This window comes from Halomonas sp. C22, from assembly GCF_007655045.1.
GTDB classification, from domain to species: Bacteria; Pseudomonadota; Gammaproteobacteria; order Pseudomonadales; family Halomonadaceae; genus Vreelandella; species Vreelandella hamiltonii.
The window spans coordinates 107,521-125,983 of the sequence record NZ_VBVC01000003.1 but is presented as its reverse complement, the minus strand read 5'-3'; the positions used below and the strand labels follow the sequence as shown (position 1 = coordinate 125,983).

Sequence of the window (18,463 nt, the reverse complement as noted above, 5' to 3'; positions counted from 1 at the left end):
CCATGGCAACCTTGCAACTGAAAAACATCACCAAGCAGTTTGGCGACACCCAGGTCATCAAGGGCATCGACCTCGATGTCAATGATCGTGAGTTCGTCGTGTTCGTGGGGCCTTCCGGCTGCGGCAAATCCACGCTGATGCGCATGATCGCCGGGCTGGAAAGCGCCAGTGACGGCGATATTCTCATCGATGGCAAGCGCATGAACGAGGTGGGCCCCGCCGACCGAGGGTTGGCCATGGTGTTTCAAAGCTATGCGCTTTACCCGCACATGACCGTCGAGGGCAACATGGGCTTCAGCATGCGCCTGGCTGGGGTGCCCAAAGAGGAGCGCCGCGCCAAGGTGCTGGAAGCCGCTCGGATCCTGCAGCTCGAACCGCTGCTGGACCGCAAGCCCAAAGCACTCTCGGGCGGCCAGCGCCAGCGGGTCGCCATTGGTCGCGCCATCGTGCGCAATCCCAGCATCTTCCTGTTCGACGAGCCGCTCTCCAATCTGGATGCGGCGCTGCGGGTGCAGATGCGTATCGAGCTGGCTCGGCTGCACGAAGAGCTGGACGCGACGATGATTTACGTCACCCACGACCAGATAGAGGCCATGACCATGGCCGATAAAATCGTCGTGCTCCACGATGGCGTGGTAGAGCAGGTAGGCTCGCCCATGGAACTCTACCACCACCCGCGTAACCGGTTCGTGGCAGGGTTCATTGGTTCGCCCAAGATGAACTTCTTCAGCGTCGAGCAGCGCTCCCTTGGTGATGATGGTGTCACCGTGCGCCTGCCCGGTGGGCGACTCTGCACCCTTCCGGTAGCAGGTGAACGGCTCGCCAGCGACGAAGCGCTGGAGCTGGGCATTCGCCCGGAGCATCTGCAGTTGGATGAAAACGGCCCTTTGAGTGGCCAAATCAAGGTGCTGGAGCGGCTGGGTGGGCAAACCTCGCTGTACGTGCAAATGGGCGAGCTGCTGATCACGATCATGGCCGACGGTGACGTGGCCTACCGTGTGAACGATACCGTGACGTTCGGTTTCGATGCGCAGCGCGCGCATCTCTTCGACGCCCAAGGCCTGGCACTGGAGAGCCTTTCTCGCCATCCGTTGGCCAGCCTGACACGCCAGGACAACCGTGCCGCCAGCGAGCCAGAGCTACCCGGAGGGCACGCATGAAGACACTGATCTTTGATTGTGACGGTGTTCTGGTGGACAGCGAGTTTCTCGCCGAGCAGACCCTGGAAACCTACCTGACCCACTGGCTGCCAGACCTGGATATACCGACGCTGCTGGGGCAAGCCCTGGGCATGACGACGGCCGATATTCTGCATCATCTCGAGCAGCAGAGCCGTCACGCGCTGCCAGCGGATGCATCTGAGCAGGTGGATGAAGCCATCGAGTCGCGGCTGCTGCGTGAGCTGACCGCCATCGAGGGTGTGCACCGTGCGGTAAGTGGCATCAGTCTGCCCAAGGCCATCGTTTCCAACAGCCGTCGTCGCCGTGTGGAGGCCTCCCTGGCGACCACGCGATTGGCCGACGTATTGGGAGACGTGCCCATCTTCACCGCCGAGCAGGTCGACCACCCGAAACCAGACCCGGCCATTTATCACCTGGCCGCGAGCAGGCTTGGCTGCCCTCCTGAGCAGTGCCTGGTGGTGGAGGATAGCGTGGCCGGAGTGACGGCTGCCCGGGCGGCAGGCATGCAGGTGATTGGCTTTGTCGGTGCCAGCCATGTGGATGACCGCCAACATGCGCGACTGCTGGCCGCTGGCGCCTGGCGAATCCTGCTGCACATGCGTGGGCTGCACGCCTTGGTCGATGAGTGGCAACTCTACCTGCAAGGACACGATCACAATGAAACTACGCGATAAACGGGCCGTGATTACCGGCGGCGCTCGGGGGATCGGGCTTGCCATCGCCCAGCGCTATCTTCTGGAAGGAGCCAGCGTCGCGGTGGCCGACATCGATGCCCGGGCCGTCGACGAAGCGCTCATCACGCTCCAGCAGGATACCGACGCCGAACGGGTGATGGGCGTGGTGCTGAACGTATGCGACCAGGCGTCCATCGACGCCATGGTGAGCAAGGTCTCCGAGCGCTTTGGCGGTATCGACATTCTGGTCAACAACGCTGCGGTCTTCGACATGGCGCCCGTGCTGGAGGTCACCGAAGCCAGCTTCGACAAACAGTTCGCGGTGAACACCAAAGGCATGTTTTTCACCTTGCAGGCCGTGGCTCGCGCCATGGTGGCCCAGAGGCAGGGTGGAAAAATCATCAACATGGCCTCGCAGGCAGGTAGACGAGGCGAGCCATTGGTGAGCGTTTACTGTGCCAGCAAAGCCGCCGTGATCAGCCTGACCCAATCCTGCGGGCTCGATTTGATCAAACATCGCATCAACGTCAACGGCATAGCCCCTGGCGTGGTGGATACGCCGATGTGGGAAGAGGTCGATGCGCTGTTTGCCCGCTACGAGCACCGCCCGCTGGGAGAGAAGAAACGGTTGGTGGGTGAAGCCGTGCCCTATGGCCGCATGGGAGTGCCGGAAGACCACACGGGAGCCGCTGTCTTCCTGGCTAGCCAAGATAGCGATTACGTTGTCGCCCAGACGCTCAACGTCGATGGCGGCAACTGGATGAGTTGAGATGCCAATGAGTCCTGATGTTGTTTCGTTGAGCCACCAACTGCTGGATGCAGCGCAAGGCCAAGCGCGCTATATGGTCGCCCTGGCCGGGCCGCCTGGTGCTGGCAAGTCTTACGGAAGTGCCCTGCTGTGCGATGCGCTCAATCAGCGCCAGCCAGGGGTGGCAGCGGTCGTGCCCATGGATGGCTATCACTTCGATAACGCTGTCCTGGGGGAAGAGCAGCTCCCGCTCAAGGGAGCGCCGCATACGTTCGACGTGGACGGCCTTCGCCACGACCTGGCGCGTATTCGTCGCGCTGACCGGCCGGTGGCCGTGCCCATTTTCGATCGCCCGCTGGACCTGGCGAGGGCCGGGGGGCGCTTGATCACGCCCGACCATCGCATCGTGATCGTGGAGGGCAATTATCTGCTGCTCGACCAGGAGCCCTGGCGAGCGCTGCGTTCTCTGTTCGACTGGACGCTGTTCATCGACGTGGAGGATGCCGTGCTGGCCGAGCGGCTGATACAGCGCTGGCTGTGCATGGGGCAGGACCTCGCGGGTGCCATGGAGCGAACCCACCAGAAAGACATGCTCAACGCGGCTCTGGTGAAAACGCGCAGCGTGTCACCTGACCAGCGCTGGCGACCATCCCTGTCCACCTTCTCGGAGAGTGACCATGACCTCGTTGAATAACCATACGCTGGCGGCCTTCGGCCAGGCCGTACAGAGACCTGCTTACGACCGACAGGCACTGACCCCCGGCATCGTGCATATCGGGGTCGGGGGCTTTCATCGTGCTCATCAGGCGATGTACGTGGATGCTCTGATGAACCAGGGCGAAGCACTGGAGTGGGGGATCGTGGGGGTCGGGGTCATGCCCGGCGACAAGCGCATGCAGCAGGTGCTGGCAGCTCAGGATTTCCTCTACACCCTGGTGGTGAAATACCCCGATGGCGAGTATCGGCCCCGGGTGATTGGCAGCATGGTGGATTACCTGTTTGCCCCGGAGAACCCCGACGCGGTGATCGAAACAATGGCGGACCCCGCCATCAGAATCGTGTCGCTCACGGTCACGGAGGGTGGCTACAACTTTCATCCGGTCAGCGGAGAGTTCAACCTGGACGCCCCCCAGGTGCGCGACGATCTCGCCCATCCAGAGCGCCCCTCCACCAGCTTTGGTCTTGTGGTGGAAGCCTTGGTGCGCCGCCGGGCACGGGGCATTGCGCCGTTTACGGTGATGTCCTGCGACAACATTCAGGGCAACGGCGACGTGGCCAAACGCATGTTCAGCGCCTACGCCCGCGCCCGCAGTGCAGAGCTGGGTGACTGGCTGGCTGCCGAGGTGGCGTTTCCCAACGCCATGGTGGACCGTATCACGCCGGTGACCGCGCCTACGGATATCGAAGAGCTCGCCCAGCGCTTTGGCGTTGAAGACGCCTGGCCCGTGGTGTGCGAGCCCTTTACCCAATGGGTGCTGGAAGACCACTTTCCCTTGGGTCGCCCGGCGTTCGAGCACGTTGGCGTTCAGGTCGTCGATGATGTCGAGCCCTACGAACTGATGAAACTGCGCCTGCTCAACGCCAGCCATCAGGCGCTCACTTATTTTGGTTATTTGGCGGGCTATCGCTACGCCCATGAGGTGTGCCAGGACCCGCTGTTCGTGGAGTTCTTGCTGGGGTACATGCGCGAAGAGGGTACGCCGACGCTGGCCCCCGTGCCGGGGGTGGACCTTGCAAGCTATCAGTTGACGCTGATCGAGCGCTTTGCCAATCCTCAAATCAGAGACACCCTGGCGCGGCTGTGCGCGGAAAGCTCGGATCGTATTCCTAAATGGTTGGTGCCGGTGATTCGCCAGCAGCTTGCCCAGAGCGGCGAGATCCAGCGCAGCGCTGCCGTGGTGGCCAGCTGGGCACGCTATGCCGAAGGGGTCGACGAGCAGGGCAACCCCATCGAGATCGTGGACCGCTTGCGAGAGCCGTTGATGGCCATTGCCGCCAATAACCGCACCCACCCGGCGGCCTTCGTGGAAAACCGCGAGCTGTTTGGCGACCTGGCAGAGCAGCCCCGCTTCCTTGATGCCTACCTGGAGGCGCTGAAGTCGCTGCATGAGCGGGGCGCACGGGCTACCCTTGAAGCTCTGGTCGCGTCGAAAGGAACCGTGTGATGTATATCGGGGTGGATTGCGGTACGCAGAGTACCAAGGTCGTGGTGGTGGATGTGGAGCGTGGCGTCATCCTGGGGGAAGGCAGCCGCCCGCACCGCCTGGACGAAGGCGAACACGGCCGCCGCGAGCAGTCGCCCGCCGAGTGGTTGGCGGCGCTCAAGGGGGCGTTTTCCGAGGCCATTCAGCGGTCGGGCATCGATGCCCGACAGGTACGCGGCATTGGCGTTTCCGGTCAACAGCATGGCATGGTGGCTCTCGATGCCGACGGCGTGCCGGTGTATCCCGCCAAGCTGTGGTGTGATACCGAAACCAGCGCGCAAAACAGTGCGCTGGTCGAAGCGTTGGGCGGTGAAGCGGGCTGCCTGGCGAAGCTTGGCCTGGTGCTGCAAACCGGTTATACCGCCTCGAAAGTGGCTTGGCTTCGCGAGCACCACCCGGACGCCTATCAGCGTATCGCCACGCTGCTGCTGCCCCATGACTACCTGAATTTCTGGCTGACCGGTGAGCGGGTCACCGAGGCAGGCGATGCCTCGGGCACTGGTTATTTCGACACCCGTACCCAGCGCTGGCAAAAAGAGGTGTTCGCCGCCATTGCGCCAGAACTCGACCCTGAGCGCGTGCTGCCACGCCTCATCGGGCCCCGAGAGCCCGTTGGTCGAGTCCGCCCATTGGTAGCGCAAGAGCTGGGGCTGAGCGATAGCGTGATCGTCTCTTCCGGCGGTGGCGACAATATGATGGGGGCGATTGGCACCGGCAATATTACCCGTGGCTTGATTACCTTGAGCCTGGGAACCTCCGGCACGGTATGTGCCTACTCGCCCGAGCCCGTGGTCTGCGACAGCGCCATGGTGGCCAACTTCTGCGCCAGCCACGGTGGCTGGCTGCCGCTGATCTGTACCATGAACGTCACCTCGGCAACGACCCGCGTGCGCGAGTTGTTCGGGCTGGATCTGGCGGCCTTTGGCGAGCGGGTGGCCAGCGCCCCGATTGGCGCCGAAGGCGTGACGGTACTGCCGTTCTTCAACGGGGAACGGGTACCCATGTTGCCGGATGCCTCTGGCGACTTTCTGGGCTTGACCAGCGTGAACATGACCCAGGCCAACCTGTGTCGTGGGGTGATGGAAGGCGCTACCTTTGGCCTGCGCTACGGGCTGGAACTGTTGGGAGAACTGGCCGCGGGTACCCGCCAGATTCGGCTGATCGGCGGCGGTGCGAACAGCCCCGTGTGGCGGCAAATGGTGGCCGACATGACCAATACTCAAGTGATCTGCCCTGAGATCACCGATGCCGCCGCTCTGGGCGCCGCCATTCAGGCGGCCTGGTGCGACCTGAGCCCCGAGGGAGTGAGCCTGGCCTCGCTCTGCGAGCGGTTGGTGCACCTGGACGCTGCCTCACTGGCAGAGCCGGAACCCCAGCGTGTGGCCGCGTACCATGAGGCGTATCGGCGCTACCTGGCGCTGTTGGCGCAGCGTCACTCGCTTTAATACCCATTGCTGCAAATGCCGTTCACTCTATGCACCATAACGCCAGCGCCTGTCTCATCGACAGGCGCTGGCGTGGCAGCAGGACGGGGTGGGCCCAGGCGGCTTACCAGGACTTATAAGGCAGGAACTTGCCGTTCAGGGTGAGCAGCACGCGGTCGCCCTTGGGGTCTTCGATCTTTTCCATCTCCATGGTGAAGTCGATGGCGCTCATGATGCCGTCGCCAAACTTCTCCTGCACGACATCCTTGAGGGTTTCACCGTAAACGCCGACCACTTCGTACAGGCGGTAGATGAAGGGGTCTTGGGGAATGGCCTCATCCCACGCCTTGGTGGGGAAGGCGGTCAGCGCGGTGGCCACGTCGCCATCGACTTCCAGCACGTCACACAGTTTATGGGCGACATCGGCACTGGCACTGTTCATGCCGTAGCAGGCTGACGCCACCCAGACCGGTGACATGCCGACCGCGCTGGCAATCTCGTCCCAGCTCATTTGCTTGCGTGCCTTGGCGGCAAGAAGGGTGTGACGCATTTCAAGCTTATCCATGACGGATCTCCTTGGGAGTAAATGTGACCAGCTTTTCTTGGGGCGGCACCGTCGTCGGTGCCGGAGTAGAGACGGACGTGGCGCTGCCTTCTGCCAGGGTCACAGGGTTGACCGGTGTGGGGTAGCGCAGGCCCTTGCCGTCGAATTCCTGGGTACGTAGCTCACTGGAGCGGTTTACCAGGAAGTCGACGAGGTAGTTGCGAATCGTATAAAAGTGGGGATGCTTGACGATCTCCGCCCGCTGGCGCGGCCGTGGCAGGTCGATTTCGACCGCTTCGGCAATCCGCGCCTGGGGGCCGTTGGTCATCAGGAAGATACGGTCGGCCAGCAGAATGGCTTCGTCCACGTCGTGGGTGATCATGAACACGGTCTGCTGGTCCTGGCTCCAGATCTTGACCAGTTCGTCCTGGATGACGCCACGGGTGAGGGCATCCAAGGCCCCAAAGGGCTCATCCAGCAGCAGCAACTTGGGCTTGGTGGCAAACGCACGCGCGATGCTGACCCGCTGGCGCATGCCGCCAGAGAGCTGGGCGGGCTTGCGGCCGACCACTTCTTTCAAACCCACCAAGGTCAGGTATTTCATGCTGTGTTCGGTGATCTCGTGCTCGCTCCAGGCGGGCCAGCGGGCACGTACGCCAAAGCGCACGTTGTCCAGCGCGGTGAGCCAGGGCAACAGGCTGTAGTTTTGAAACACCACGCCACGTTCGAGACTCGGCCCATGGATCTCCTTGCCATCCATGACCATGGAGCCTTCGGAGAACTGATCCAGCCCGGCCAGCGCATTCATGATGGTGGATTTGCCACAGCCGGAGTGGCCGATGATGCAGACGAACTCGCCCTTCTTGAGCTGAAAGCTGATGTCTTCGAAGACCGTGAGCGGTGCAGCGTCCTTGCCAGCGCCGGGGAAGCGTTTGGCGGCCTTCTGCACCTCTACAAAGGCATGACTCATGACAGGCTCCTTATTCGGCGTAGGTGACGAAACGGGCGACATAGCCCAGCGACATATCCAGCAGCATGCCGACGACGCCAATCATCAGGATGGAAAAGATCACGCTGGTCAGGTCCAGGTTGTTCCACTCGTTCCAGACGTAGTAGCCGATGCCGGTACCCCCCACGAGCATTTCTGCGGCGACGATGACCAGCCAGGCAATACCGATGGAGATACGCATGCCGGTCAGAATGGTCGGGGCCGCGGCGGGCAGAATGACCTTGAAGGCCGTTTGCAGCGGCGACAGTTCATGGGTGCGTGCCACGTTCACCCAGTCGCTGCGCACGCCAGCCACGCCAAAGGCGGTATTGAGCAGCATCGGCCAAATGGAACAGATAAAGATCACGAAGATGGTCGAGGCTTCGGCATCCCGAATGATGAACAGCGCCAGAGGCATCCAGGCCAAGGGAGAAATCGGCCGCAAGACCTGAATGAACGGGTTGAGCGCTTTATACGCCAGCGGTGACATGCCAATCAGAAAGCCGATGGGGATCGCCACCACGGCGGCCATGAGATAGCCGCTGAGCACGCGGTAAAGGGAGTAACCCAGTTGGATGCCGATCCCCTTGTCGTTGGGGCCTGCATCATAGAAAGGGTTGGAAAGCTGCTCCCAGGCCCGCTCGAAAATCGCCGACGGCGGGGGAACGCGGGCCGTTTCATCGGCCCCGCCCAGCAGCAGTTCGTACTCGCTCAGCTCTTCCGTGCCGCCCAGCAGCGGCGAGCGGTCGAGTCCTTCCCATAGCCCCAGCAGCACGGCAAGCAGGACGAAGGCCAACAAGGCAGCCCGTGCATTCAGGCTGATGTTCCAGTCGGTGGTGGTACGGTCCATGATTAGCTCCTGCGGATATCAAAGCTGGCCAGATACCCTTCGGGGTCGGTGTAGTCGAAGGTCTTGCCCATGATCTGGTAGTTGCGCGAGGTCTCTTCGGGGGCGTCGTAGCCCAGCTCGTTCATCACCGTGCGTGCTTCGCTGGCCAAAAAGACATCCCGGGCAATCTGCTGATAATCGACGCTGCCCTCGATGTAGCCCCAGCGCTTCATCTGGGTCAGGATCCAGACGGCCATGGATTGCCAGGGGAAGGGGTCGAAGTCGATCCGGTCCGGCACGTTCTGAACATTGCCCAGGCCATCGGCAAAGCGTCCTGTCAGCACCTGCTCGATCACCGTGACTGGCTGGTTCAGGTAGTTGGTCGGGGCAATGGCCTCTGCGATTTCCGAACGGTTGGCCGGGTCGGAAGAGTATTGGGTGGCATCGATGATCGCCCGCAGCAGCGCGCCGTAGGTGTTGGGGTTTTGCTGGGCAAAGCGAGCGCTGGTGGCAAAGGCGCAGCACGGGTGGCCGTCCCAGATCTCCTTGGTGAGCAGATGAATGAAGCCGATGCGCTCGAACACGGCGCGCTGATTGAACGGGTCGGGGGAGAGAAACCCATCGATGTTGCCCGCGCGCAGGTTGGCGACCATTTCGGGGGGCGGAATGACGCGAATCTGAATGTCCTGATCCGGGTCCAGGCCATGCTCGGCCACGTAGTAGCGCAGCAGGAAATTGTGCATGGAGTACTCGAAGGGCACGCCGAAGGTGAAGCCTTTCCACTGCTGCGGGTCACGCTTGTCCTGATGGTCGTTGTGCAGCACGATGGCTTGCCCATTGACGTTCTCGATGGCAGGCGTCACGAAGGCCCGCTGGGTCGAGCCTGCCCCCAGGCTCATGGCCAGCGGCATGGGGGAGAGCATGTGAGCGGCATCGTACCGGTCGTTCAGCGAGTTATCGCGAATCAGCGCCCAGCCAGCGGTCTTGATCACATTGACGTTCAGGCCGTAACGCTCATAAAACCCCATGGGGTGGGCCATGATGATGGGCGTGGCGCAGGTGATCGGAATGAAGCCGATGTCCAGCTCGGTTTTCTCCAGCGGGCCGAGGTTCTCCTTGATCGCCGCCTTGATCGACTCCATGGGCAGCAGCGTGGCCAGGGCAGCCGCCGCGGTGCCGCCACCCACCAGCTTCATGAATTGCCGGCGGTGCATGTCGCTATGGCCAAAGATGCCACGAACCAGCGCGCTCTCCACGACTCGGTCCATGATCTGTTCGGCATTGCTGGGCGGCGCTTCGCCACCGGCCAGGGTGGCCTGATGGGAAGGTGCGCTGGGGCGGGCAGGGTGGCACTGGTGGCAATCACACTGGCGGCCATGGATCAGCGATTGACGGTGATCGAAAGGGTTGCCGAGACTGCTGTGGTCATTGTTCTCTTTCATGGGCGTTCACCTCTCAGGAGCAAATGGGCTTCTAGCTGCGCCGTCTTGGTGCGAAACAGAGCGTTGCGGCACTGTTTCGTTAGTGCGACTTGTGTGCCACAACCGTCCGTTTTGTTTAAAGATTCATAAATTCAATGAGTTATGGTATTTGGTGGAATCTTGGAGGCCATGCTTGAAAACAACGATTTTTCGTTAATAACGATATTTCGTTGTTTAAATGACGAAATATCGTTATTGGCCCGTTGTTTGTATGGGTAGTGGGTATGTCGACGCCATCGCCAGGAGATGCAGATGCCCCCCATGCCCATGACGACCGAGCCGTTGATGAGCGAGCCGTCGCTCAAGCTCATGGCCAGCCATGCCCCGCTGGCCATGCTGGTGATCGACCCGCTGGCCGATGAGCTGGTGGCTGCCAATGCGGCGGCCTGCCAACTGTTGATGCTGGAAGAGGGCGATTGGCGGGCGTCGCCGTTCAGCCATCGGTTGAGTGCCTCCTTGCCGCTGTGGGTCAGCTTTACCGATGAGGTATTGACTACCGGGCAGGCGTGGTCGGATGACCTGGTGGTGCTGGACAGCGTGCGTCAGCCACGCCGGGTAGAAGTCTTCGGTGAGCGTTTGCCGGACACCCCGCGGCTGTTGTTGACCCTGATCGACCGGCAGAAGGCCGAGCAGCGGCGCGCCCGGGCCGAGCTGGGGCGTCAGCATCGCCAGGGGGATGTAGGGTGGCAGCGCGTCGAGCAGGTGTTCGAGCGAATCGAAAGGCAGAACCAGCTGATTCTCAGCGCTGCCGGAGAGGGCATCTACGGGCTGGATGCGCAGGGCAGAACCACTTTCGTCAATCCAGCGGCCGAGCGCATTCTGGGCTGGAGCACCGAGGACATGGTGGGCCACGATGCGCATTTGATGTTTCACCATACCCATGCCGATGGCTCGCATTTCCCGGTGCAGCAGTGCCCCATTCATGCCTCGTTCAGCGATGGCCAGGTGCACCACGTCGACGATGAAGTGTTCTGGCACAAGAACGGTGAGGCGATTCCCGTCGAGTATACGAGCACCCCCATTTTCGAGATGGGGCGGCTGGTGGGGGCCGTGGTGCTGTTTCGCGATATCCGCGAACGCAAACGGGCAGAGCAGCAGCTGCGCGATGCCCTAGAGGAGGTCGAGTCGCTGAAGCGGCGGCTGGAGCTGGAGAACGAATACCTTCAGGAGGAGATCAAGGCAGAGGTCAATCACCGCAATATCGTGGGCAACAGCCCGGCGGTGGCCAAATTGATCCAGCAGATTGCCATGGTGGCGCCGACCGGGGCCAACGTCTTGATCAGCGGTGAGTCCGGCACGGGCAAGGAGCTGATCGCCAGGGCCATTCATGCCGGAAGTGGGCGCAGCGACCGGCCGCTGATTCGGGTCAACTGTGCCGCCATACCGCGAGATCTGTTCGAAAGCGAGTTCTTTGGCCATGTCAAAGGGGCCTTTACCGGGGCGATGCAGGATCGTCCGGGGCGTTTCGAGCTGGCCCACGGCGGCACGCTGTTTCTTGACGAGGTAGGAGAAATTCCGCTGGAGCTGCAGAGCAAGCTGCTGCGCGTATTGCAGGATCAGCAGTTCGAGCGAGTGGGGGACAACCGCACCCGAGAGGTGGACGTGCGCGTGATTGCGGCCACCAACCGTGATTTGAAAGAGATGATCGACGCCGGGCATTTCCGAGAGGATCTCTATTTCCGGCTCAACGTGTTTCCCATCGATTCAGTGCCGCTGCGCAAGCGCATCGAGGACGTGCCCTTGCTGGCGCGACATTTTCTGCACCGCGCCTGCTTGAAGTTCAACAAGCCGGGCGTGCGTATTCCTCCGGCTCAATTGGAGCTGCTGACCCGCTATCCATGGCCTGGCAATATCCGCGAGCTCGAAAACGTCATCGAACGACAGGTGATCGTGACCCAGGACCGCCGACTCTGCTTCGACGACCTGTTGCCGCCTGAGCCCAGTGTGCCGGGGCAGGTCATGGCGGAGCGTGACAAGGGCGCCGAGCCTCTTGCCGAGACACCGATGACCGAACAGGCGCTACAGCAGCACCAGCGGGACAACGTGTTGAAGGCGCTGGCAGCGACACAGGGCAAGATCTCTGGCGCGGGCGGGGCGGCTGAGCTATTGGGCGTCAAACCGACGACGCTGGCCTCCCGGCTGCAAAAGTGGGGCATCGACCCGCGTCGATTCAGGCGTCGTGAATGTAAAAAGCCCCCTGCCAACGGTGCATTGGACTAAGGTAAAAGGTGCTGGACTGGGCAGGCACTTTGTACACACAAATTCGCCAAGTTCAAGGCTAGCATACATACATGAATGTAACTATAATGCCCACTCTTTCAGACTGGCGCTGCGCGTCTTCCAACGTTGACACCTAGAGGCAATCCCATGCGACTAGCACACTGGGCAGTCAATGCCCCTTTACGCCCCTTGCTACTGGCCGTGCTGACCTCCTCCTTCATTCTGCCTGCCCAAGCGGCCGACCTGGTCACCATCACCCGCGATGCGTTGAACAACAACGCTGCCCTTGCCTCGGCACGCGCCGAATTTTCTGGCGTGGAAGCGGGCCGGGACGTGGCGCGCGGCGGCTTGCTGCCTCAGGTGAATGCCTCCGGTAGTGTCGTGCACAACCAGCAGTACGAAAGCCAGGGTTCTGCGCGGGGGGCGGGCGTCGGCGTGGGTGCCGACCAGGCCGCGGTGGGGGTCAGCGATGACCGTTACAACACCGCATCGCTGTCGTTGGAAGCGACTCAGGCGCTGTTCAATGCCGTGACGCGCCAGGAGCTCAACCAGGCCGAGCGCCAGATCGATCAGCAGGTCTACCTTTTGGCCGCGACGGAACAGCAGCTGCTCATCGACGTGGTCAGCGCCTACTTCGATATTCTGCGTGCCCATGAGGTTCTGGAAGCGCGTCAGGCGCAAGAGCGCGCCATTGGCCGCCAACTGGAACAGGCCCGCGAGCAGTTCGAGGTCGGGCTGATTGCGATTACCGAAGTGGAAGAGGCGCGGGCCAGCTTCGACCAGTCTCGGGCCGACCGCATTGCCGCCGAGAGCAGCCTGCAAGTGGCGTTCGAAGCGCTGGAACAGTTGACCGGGCAGCGTTACGCCAACATCGATGCCTTGGGCGACGCCATGCCGATTGCGCTCCCTGCGCCCACCGACCGTGACTATTGGGTCGACCAGGCACTGGAGCGCAACCCGCAGGTACTGGCCCAGCGGGCAGGTATCGAGCTGTCTCGGGCCGGTGTGGAAATCGCCCGGGCAGGGCGTCTACCCACCGTGCAGGCGTTCGCCAACTATCAATACTCGGACAGCGACAGCGATGTGGTCAGTGGCTACAACTCTTCTAGCCAGGTAGGCGTTTCCGCCAACCTGCCGATTTACACCGGTGGCAGCACCAGTGCGCGTATTCGCCAGGGCACCTTCCAGCTCGAAAGTAGCCAGTACGACTTCGAGTCCCAGCGCCGCACCACGATTCAACAAGTGCGCTCGCTGTACACCCAGGTCAGCAATAACGTGGAAACCGTGGATGCTCGCCGCCAGGCCATCGTGTCTACCCGCAGTGCTCTGGAAGCGACGCGCGCAGGCTACGAAGTGGGTACCCGCAATATCGTCGATGTGCTGAATGCCGAGCAGAACCTCTATAACGCCATCGCCAGCTACGCCGAAGCGCGCTACGACTACGTGGTGAATCTGATGTCGCTGCGCCAGCAGTCGGGCATGCTGGACGTGGCGGCCATCGAGGAAGTCAATGCCTGGCTGACCGGTGACAGCGTCAACTTCACCCTGCCTGAAAGCAACGCGCCTGATACTTACCAGCGCGCGATGGACATTGGTGCTCCTCCTACCCCAGGCGCCTGAGAGCGGCCAACGGGGGCACGCCTGCGATCCGTCAACGTACAGAAAAAATGAATGGGAATTCGACGCATGAAAAGAGTGATGCACTCCACCCGGGCGAGCCTGGTGACGCTGATCGCCGTGCTGGCGCTGACCGCTTGTGGCCAGGAACAGCCGTCCCAGGAGCAGCAGGGCCAGCAGCAGGAAGCGCCACCCCACGCGGTGGAAGTCGCTGAAGTAAGCCGTCAGGACATTCCGCTCAACAAGTCCTATCCTTCGCTGCTGCGTAGCGACAGTGAAGTCACGCTGGTGGCGCGGGTCAACGGCTTTCTGGAAGAGCGGCATTTCGAACCCGGGCAAATGGTCGAGGAGGGAGATCGCCTCTACACCATCGAGCCGGACTTGTACCAGGCCACGGTGAACCAGCGTGAAGCAGACCTGCAGAGCGCCCGGGCAGAGCTGGCACGCGCCCAGCGGGATGCGCAGCGTTTCGAGCAGCTGCTGAGCCAGAACTCGGTCAGCCGCCAGCAGTACGACCAGGCGCTGGCAGAGCAGCGGGTTGCGCAGGCCAGCGTGGCACAGGCGGAAGCCGCACTCACCAGTGCCAATCTGGACCTGGGCTACTCCAACGTCACCGCGCCCGTGTCGGGCATGATCAGCTTGAGCCAGATCAACGTGGGCAACCTGGTCACGTCAGGCACTGAGCTGGCCACCATCACGCCCCTGGACCCGCTGGAAGTGCGCTTTCAGCTACCCCAGCGCGATGCCTTCGAGCTGCGTCGCCAGTTGGCCGACAGCGCCGGTGACATGTCCTCCATTACCGCCCATCTCAGCGTGCCCGGGTTAGCGGGTAGCGCCGGTGGTGAGCTGGCGGGCCGCCTGAATTTCCTCGGTTCCCGTGTGGATACCGGCACCAGTACGGTGCAAGCATCGGCCACGTTCGACAATCCTGACGGGGAAGTACTGCCGGGCCAGTTCGTGCGCGTACGCCTTGAAGGCCTGAAGCGCTTCGACGTCATGGCGGTGCCTGAAATTGCCGTTACCCAAGGGTTGATGGGCCCTCGTGTCTTCGTGCTGGATGACGAGAGCAAGGCGCGTGAGCGGACGGTTCAACTGGGCGATGTGGCTGGCCCCTGGCAGATCATCCTGGATGGCCTGGAGCCTGGCGAGCGTGTTGTGGTAGGTGACCCGGCGGGTATCGAGCCGGGCATGGAGATCGACCCGGTGCGTTTCGATGGCGATGCAGAACAGCTGGTCGATGACGTGGAAGAAGCCGAAGCGCAGGAGCAGCAGGAGCAGGCCGAAGCGGCTGCCGAGATGTCCGAAGGCGCCGGTGATGCGCCCGCGGAAGGGGAAGAGGGTGCTCAATAATGAATTTCTCTAACTTCTTTATCAGTCGTCCGATATTCGCCACGGTGCTGGCGATTATCCTGACGCTGGTAGGCGCGATGGCGATGCGGATATTGCCCATCGAGCAGTATCCCAGCGTGGTGCCGCCCACGGTCTCGGTACAGGCGCAGTTCCCCGGTGCCGATGCGGAGACCGTGGCACAGACCGTGGCCGCGCCCTTGGCGGAAGCCATCAACGGCGTGGAGGACATGCTGTACATGACCTCCAACAGCGCCGACAACGGCCTGATGAGCCTGAGCGTGGCGTTCAACATCGGCACCGATGGTGATATCAACACCATCAACGTCAACAACCGCGTGCAGGGGGCCTTGTCCCAGTTGCCAGAGGCCGTTCAGTCTCAGGGTGTCACCGTGGAGCTGCGTTCCGACTCCATTCTGATGCTGGTCGCGCTGACCTCGCCCAGCGGTGACTACAACAACGTTTACATGCAGAACTATGCCACGCTCAACATTCTCGATGAGCTGCGCCAGGTGCCTGGCGTGGGCAACGCCGAGGTGCTGGGGGGCGGCGAGTTTGCCATGCGGATCTGGATGGATCCCGACAAGCTGGCCCAGTACGACCTGACCCCGAGCGAAGTGGCCAGTGCCATTCGCGCTCAGAACACCGAAATTCCGGCCGGTAATCTTGCCGCGACGCCCCAGAGCGAGCCGCGTGCCTATACCTACACCATTACCGCTGGCGGGCGCCTTTCCAGCCCGGATGATTTCCGCAACATCTTCCTGCGCACCAATGCCGATGGCTCTTCACTGCGCCTGGATGACGTGGCACGGATCGAGCTGGGCGCCTCTTTCTACGGCGTGGATGCGCGGTTGAACGGCGCGACCATGACGCCCATCATCATCAACCAGCAGCCGGGCGCCAACGCGCTGGAGACGGCCAACTCGGTTCGGGCGACCATGGAAGAGCTGGCTGAACGCTTCCCGCCGGGGCTCGAGTACGTGACGCCTTACGATACGACGCTGTTCATCGATGCGTCCGTCGAGACGGTGCTCAAGACGTTCATCGAAGCGTTCCTGATCGTTATCGTGATTCTGTTCATCTTCCTGCAGAACTGGCGCTTTACGGTCATCGCCATGTCGGTGGTGCCGGTCTCGGTGATTGGTACCTTTGCCGGCTTCTACCTGTTCGACTTCTCGATCAACCTGTTGACGCTGTTCGCGCTGGTGCTGTCGATCGGTATCGTGGTTGATGACGCGATTCTGGTGGTGGAGAACGTCGAGCGGGTGCTCAGCGAAGAGGACGATATCAGCGTTCGCGATGCCACCATTCGCGCCATGAAAGAGGTCGGTGGGCCGGTCATCGCCACGTCGCTGATCATGGCGGCGGTGTTCGTGCCGGTGGCCTTCATGGGCGGCTTCACGGGCCAGATCTACCAGCAGTTCGCGATTACCGTGGCGATCTCGGTGGCGTTGTCGGCGCTGATGGCACTGACCTTCACCCCGGCGCTGTCCGCGATCTTCATCAAGCACAACCTGCACAAGACCCGTCAGTCCGCTTTCAAGCGAGCCATTACCACGCCGCTGCGCCTGTTCGATCGTTTCTTTGCAGGCTTCACGGCGCTCTACATGTGGTTCGTGAAGAAGCTGGTGCGCTTCTGGGTGCTGGCGCTGGCGCTGACCGTGGCGGTAGGGGCGGGCTCTTACTGGCTGTATGCCAATACGCCCTCCACGCTGGTGCCCGAAACGGACCAGGGGATCGTGCTGGTCAGCGTGTCGCTGCCGGACGCTGCCTCGCTGGATCGTACCCAGAACTACATGGCCGAGCTAAGTGCTGCCATTGAAGATATCCCTGGCGTGCAGTACTCCTCGGCGGTGGCGGGGTATGACATTCTGTCCAGCGCGGTAAACACCGCACGCGGGATCATGTTCGTCAACATGCAGCCTTGGTCGGAGCGCGACCTGACCGCCAATGAGCTGGTGGGCCGTATCATGCAGCTGGGTGCCAGCATCGACGGTGGTTCGGCCATGGCCTTCAACGTGCCGCCCATCATGGGGCTGTCGACCACTGGGGGCTTCACCGGCTACCTGCAATCCTTCGACGGCGCATCGCCCCGTGAGCTGTATGAAGCTTCGCTGCAGATCATGGGGGCGGCGAACCAGCACCCTGCGCTGAATCAAGTATTCTCCACGTTCAACGTGAACGTTCCCTCGTTCCGGGCGGAGATCGACCAGCAGAAGGCGTTGAGCTACGGCGTGGCCCTGGAGAATATCTCTTCGGCACTTTCCAATACCTTTGGTAATGGCTTCGTCAACTTCTTCAGCTACCAGAACCGTAACTTCCAGGTGTATCTGCAGAACGAGGACGAGTTCCGCAAGACCCCCGAAGACATCAACAATGTCTACGTGCGGGGCGGCAACGGTGAGCGCATTCCGTTATCCGAGTTCGTGACGCTGGAGCGCCAGGTAGGGCCTTCGGTAGTGTCACGCTTCGGGGTGTACACCGGGGCGCAGTTCCAGGGCGGGGCGGCTCCGGGCTACAGCTCGGCACAAGCCATCGCGGCCATGGAAGAAGTCGTGCTGGAAACACTGGGGCCGAACTGGGGCATGGGCTGGACCGGTACCGCGTATCAGGAGGCCAACTTGGGCAATACCGCCATGCTGGCCATCGTGTTCGGTATCCTGATGGTGTTCCTGATCCTGGCAGCCCAGTACGAGAGCTGGTCCTTGCCGCTGGCGGTCTTGACGGCCACTCCGTTTGCCTTCCTCGGGGGGATTGGCGGTATCGTGCTGCGCGGGCTGGATACCAGTGTCTACGTGCAAATCGGTATGCTGGTGGTCGTGGGGCTGGCGGCCAAGAACGCGATCCTGATCGTCGAGTTTGCCGAGCTGCAGCGTAAAGAGCAGGGCAAGACGATTCGTGAAGCCGCGATCACGGCGGCCGAGCTGCGCTTCCGGCCCATCGTCATGACCTCGCTGGCGTTCATCTTTGGTACGCTGCCGCTGGCCTTGGCCACCGGGGCCAGTGATGTCAGTAGCCACCATATCGGCACCACGGTGGCCGTGGGCATGGCGTCCGTCGCTATTCTGGGCAGCCTGTTCATTCCCAGCTTCTACGCCATGATTGCCACTGTTTCTGACTGGCTCTACCGCAAGCGTCATCCTGAACGCAAGGAGGATGAGCAGGCGGCGCTGGGTCACGATCAGACTTGACCTGATCGCCAGCGA

Annotated in this window: 14 protein-coding genes; 10 read left to right on the top strand and 4 right to left on the bottom strand. The window is 61.9% G+C overall.

Annotated elements, in window-relative coordinates:
• Positions 1-2: 2 nt before the first annotated feature.
• The 6 genes from FEU76_RS07235 to xylB are packed head-to-tail and all read left to right on the top strand — an operon-like array spanning position 3 to position 6,252.
• Positions 3-1,160, top strand: a complete 1,158-nt coding sequence (locus FEU76_RS07235; RefSeq protein ID WP_144981702.1) for an ABC transporter ATP-binding protein — start codon at positions 3-5, stop codon at positions 1,158-1,160.
• The gene (locus FEU76_RS07230; RefSeq protein WP_039176442.1) at positions 1,157-1,855 is read left to right on the top strand and encodes an HAD family hydrolase; all 699 of its coding nucleotides are present in this window, start codon (positions 1,157-1,159) and stop codon (positions 1,853-1,855) included. Before FEU76_RS07235 ends, FEU76_RS07230 begins: the two co-directional genes overlap by 4 nt.
• Positions 1,839-2,624 carry an L-iditol 2-dehydrogenase gene (locus FEU76_RS07225; RefSeq protein ID WP_144981699.1) on the top strand — a complete coding sequence of 262 codons (786 nt, stop codon included), beginning with the start codon at positions 1,839-1,841 and terminating at the stop codon, positions 2,622-2,624. Before FEU76_RS07230 ends, FEU76_RS07225 begins: the two co-directional genes overlap by 17 nt.
• A gap of 7 nt (positions 2,625-2,631) precedes the next feature.
• Positions 2,632-3,297: a nucleoside/nucleotide kinase family protein gene (locus tag FEU76_RS07220; protein ID WP_144981696.1), complete on the top strand. Its 666-nt coding sequence runs from the start codon at positions 2,632-2,634 to the stop codon at positions 3,295-3,297.
• Positions 3,281-4,768, top strand: coding sequence for a mannitol dehydrogenase family protein (locus FEU76_RS07215; RefSeq protein WP_144981694.1), 1,488 nt, complete (start codon positions 3,281-3,283; stop codon positions 4,766-4,768). The genes FEU76_RS07220 and FEU76_RS07215 overlap by 17 nt, the downstream gene beginning before the upstream one ends.
• Positions 4,768-6,252, top strand: a complete 1,485-nt coding sequence (xylB, locus tag FEU76_RS07210) for a xylulokinase (protein ID WP_144981692.1) — start codon at positions 4,768-4,770, stop codon at positions 6,250-6,252. The genes FEU76_RS07215 and xylB overlap by 1 nt, the downstream gene beginning before the upstream one ends.
• A gap of 103 nt (positions 6,253-6,355) precedes the next feature.
• Here xylB and cynS read toward each other — a convergent pair whose 3' ends face one another.
• Genes cynS through FEU76_RS07190 form a run of 4 tightly spaced genes read right to left on the bottom strand, consistent with a single transcriptional unit; the run spans position 6,356 to position 10,034 of the window.
• Positions 6,356-6,796 carry a cyanase gene (cynS, locus tag FEU76_RS07205; RefSeq protein WP_039176430.1) on the bottom strand — a complete coding sequence of 147 codons (441 nt, stop codon included), beginning with the start codon at positions 6,794-6,796 and terminating at the stop codon, positions 6,356-6,358.
• The gene (locus FEU76_RS07200; RefSeq protein ID WP_144981688.1) at positions 6,789-7,745 is read right to left on the bottom strand and encodes an ABC transporter ATP-binding protein; all 957 of its coding nucleotides are present in this window, start codon (positions 7,743-7,745) and stop codon (positions 6,789-6,791) included. Before FEU76_RS07200 ends, cynS begins: the two co-directional genes overlap by 8 nt.
• Positions 7,746-7,755: 10 nt before the next feature.
• Positions 7,756-8,613, bottom strand: a complete 858-nt coding sequence (gene ntrB, locus FEU76_RS07195) for a nitrate ABC transporter permease (RefSeq protein ID WP_144981686.1) — start codon at positions 8,611-8,613, stop codon at positions 7,756-7,758.
• Positions 8,614-8,615: 2 nt separating this feature from the next.
• Positions 8,616-10,034: a CmpA/NrtA family ABC transporter substrate-binding protein gene (locus FEU76_RS07190; protein WP_144981683.1), complete on the bottom strand. Its 1,419-nt coding sequence runs from the start codon at positions 10,032-10,034 to the stop codon at positions 8,616-8,618.
• A gap of 300 nt (positions 10,035-10,334) precedes the next feature.
• Between FEU76_RS07190 and FEU76_RS07185 the strand changes: the two genes are divergently transcribed.
• From FEU76_RS07185 to FEU76_RS07170, 4 genes are all read left to right on the top strand, one after another.
• Positions 10,335-12,293 (top strand): sigma 54-interacting transcriptional regulator, encoded by a 1,959-nt coding sequence (locus FEU76_RS07185; protein WP_446718804.1) that lies wholly within the window; start codon positions 10,335-10,337, stop codon positions 12,291-12,293.
• A gap of 147 nt (positions 12,294-12,440) precedes the next feature.
• Positions 12,441-13,913 (top strand): TolC family outer membrane protein, encoded by a 1,473-nt coding sequence (locus tag FEU76_RS07180; RefSeq protein ID WP_144981681.1) that lies wholly within the window; start codon positions 12,441-12,443, stop codon positions 13,911-13,913.
• 66 nt (positions 13,914-13,979) lie between these two features.
• Positions 13,980-15,260, top strand: coding sequence for an efflux RND transporter periplasmic adaptor subunit (locus FEU76_RS07175; RefSeq protein WP_039176416.1), 1,281 nt, complete (start codon positions 13,980-13,982; stop codon positions 15,258-15,260).
• Positions 15,260-18,448, top strand: coding sequence for an efflux RND transporter permease subunit (locus FEU76_RS07170; RefSeq protein WP_144981677.1), 3,189 nt, complete (start codon positions 15,260-15,262; stop codon positions 18,446-18,448). Before FEU76_RS07175 ends, FEU76_RS07170 begins: the two co-directional genes overlap by 1 nt.
• Positions 18,449-18,463 lie beyond the last annotated feature (15 nt).